The organism is Burkholderia sp., from assembly GCF_018375725.1.
Taxonomy (GTDB): Bacteria; Pseudomonadota; Gammaproteobacteria; order Burkholderiales; family Burkholderiaceae; genus Burkholderia.
The window spans coordinates 1-2,366 of sequence record NZ_JAHACR010000449.1 but is presented as its reverse complement, the minus strand read 5'-3'; the positions used below and the strand labels follow the sequence as shown (position 1 = coordinate 2,366).

Here is a 2,366-nt window from a genome sequence, read left to right as displayed (position 1 = left end):
GAATCGCGCCGCGGTCAGTGATGGCCTGCACAACCGCGACAAGCTTGTCAGCGGCGTACACGTACCAGCGTTTCAGTTGGGATCGGGGGTACATGGGGTCCTTAGAAAAGTTCGCCCTGCGCTGGGGCGGCAGCGCCGGATTCCGCGATCTCGTCCTGAGGCCGCCGCTCAGTGACACGACCGAACCCGGCGCGAAGTCTCTGGCGGCCGGCAAGGTGCGGCGGGACGTGCCCTGGGAGTAGGCTCAAGTGCCCGAAATGCATTCCGGGCTTGAAAGAGCGCAGGTGCACCAGCGCGAAATGCGGATTAATGCGGCTCAATTCGGGCTGCCAGACGGGATAGCATTGGCGCCAGTACGAAGTAAGGCGGGCGCGCTCGGCCAGCTTGTCGAGGCCGCTGCGGAGACGTCTGCGCTCAGTGCGAATGAGGTCGATGCGGTGGGCCGCTTCAAATGTCGTCTCGCCACTCAGAAGCATTTGCGGCGTGATGAACTGACTCATGCTGCACCTCGATAGGTTTTCGTGAAATCGCGGTCAACCGCCTTGCCTCGCGAGCGCACGACGTTCGCGAGCTGCGCCCGGTCGTGATGGCTGGCTGTCGCTTGCCGCAGCAGGCCGAAATAGGAATTGGCGACTTGCATTAGGTCGGCGGCTGGCGTGGCCGCGACTCGGCGCAGGGCTTCGTTCCGCGTGCGCTTGCGCGTCTCGCGGCGCCACGGCTTGATGACCTGGCCGACGAAGTCGACGCCGCGGTCGATCGGCTGCAGGATCGTCTTGCGCGGATTGATGCGCACACCAAGGCGCTCCGGCAGGAATGCCGTCACGTCGGCGAGGATCTCGTTTAGGCGCGCCGGCGACTCGTGCAGGAACACGAAATCGTCGACGTACCGAATATAGTGCCGCGCGCCGAGCACATGCTTCTCGCGCTGGTCGAGCACGTCGAGGTAGACGTTCGCGAAGAACTGGCTCGACAGGTTGCCGATCGGCAGCCCGAGGTGCGGCGCCTGTTCGAGCAGCCGCTTATGGGGCGGCACGAGGTCCATCATGGCCGGGTCGCCGTGGTACTCGTAGTCGTCCCGTGTATTGTGCATCAGCACGGTTTCGGTCAGCGATCGCCAGAACGGCTCGGGGATCTTCGCGAGCAGCAGATCGAGCAGGATGTGCTTGTCGATGCTGACGAAGAAATTCGCGAGATCGCACTTCAGGTAATGCGCCGGCCGGGACCAGTTCTTCGTGATCGAGCGGATCTTCGCTTCGAGGCGCTCCGCGGCATACAGCGTGCCGCGACCCTTGATGCAGGCGCAGGAATCGGTGATGAACGACCGCTCGAAGCGCGGGCCGATCCGGTTGTAGAGCAGGTGATGCACGACACGATCGCGGAACTCGGCCGCCCAAACCTCGCGCGGCTTCGGTCGCGTGATCACGAAGCAGATCGAGCGGCCGGGGCGATAGCTGCCGTCGGTCAGTTCGTCGTAAAGGCTGCGCAGGTTGCGCTCGAGATCGACCTCGAACGCCAGCGCCGTGTTGCTGCTGCGTTTCGTGCGCCGGCAGTCGAGGTAAGCATCGACCAGCTCGGCGAACGTGAACGTGGGTACTTCGATCCAATCTGCGGACGGCCCGGGCGCGCAGCTCGTTGTTCTGTTGGTTGTTATTCTGGTTGCCGTTGTTGAAGTTCTGATACCAAGCCCAGCCGGAAGGATCGTGCTATCTACGTCGCCCGGCCGATTGCTCAGCCGGGAAACTGCGCTGGACGTCGCCGCACACCGGCGGCGCGTTTCCTTATTGCGCATGGCGGTGCCCTTGTGGGGCAGCGGCACGACCAGATTGAAAGATCGCTCAGCCATGAAAGCCTTGACCTCCATGGAGCGGGCGATTGCCTGCGGACTTCTTCCACCCGTTGGCCTGCTTCCCGATGCTGGTCGTTTGCTCAATGGCGCCCGCGTACGCCTGGCGCGCGATCAGCCGCTTATCCATGCCAAGGCGCAGAAGCAGGTTGATCACTTCGAGGCGCTCGAGCAGCTCCGTCAGGTGCGGCGACTTGTCGGACGCCACATTGGCGCGAAACACCAGCACCATGATCTCGATGCACTCCGCGCTGATCTTCTCGCCAATGCTGCGCTTGAAGTCGCGGGGCATATTCTTCACGAGGTCGGTGACCACATCGAGCAGCACGTAGGCCGCTCGATAGATTGGGAGTTGGGTATGCAGGGCCACGGTAGATTAAATGGTCAAATTACTGAAGGAATAAATCTGCGGACGGCCCGGGCGCGCAGCTCGCTGCCCTGTAGGTAGCCATACTGGTAGCCGGTGCTGAAGCCCTGATACCAAGCCCAGCCGGACGTCTCAGCTTCCTCGCTCGACCAATAC

Annotated in this window: 3 protein-coding genes; all 3 read right to left on the bottom strand. The window is 62.8% G+C overall.

Going from position 1 to position 2,366, the window contains the following annotated elements:
* Positions 1-101: 101 nt before the first annotated feature.
* Positions 102-500: a hypothetical protein gene (locus KH616_RS24205; RefSeq protein WP_292253736.1), complete on the bottom strand. Its 399-nt coding sequence runs from the start codon at positions 498-500 to the stop codon at positions 102-104.
* Positions 497-1,516 (bottom strand): RNA-directed DNA polymerase, encoded by a 1,020-nt coding sequence (locus KH616_RS24200; RefSeq protein WP_292253737.1) that lies wholly within the window; start codon positions 1,514-1,516, stop codon positions 497-499. Before KH616_RS24200 ends, KH616_RS24205 begins: the two co-directional genes overlap by 4 nt.
* Before the next feature lie 319 nt (positions 1,517-1,835).
* Positions 1,836-2,213, bottom strand: a complete 378-nt coding sequence (locus tag KH616_RS24195; RefSeq protein WP_292253734.1) for a four helix bundle protein — start codon at positions 2,211-2,213, stop codon at positions 1,836-1,838.
* Between the last annotated feature and the right edge of the window lie 153 nt (positions 2,214-2,366).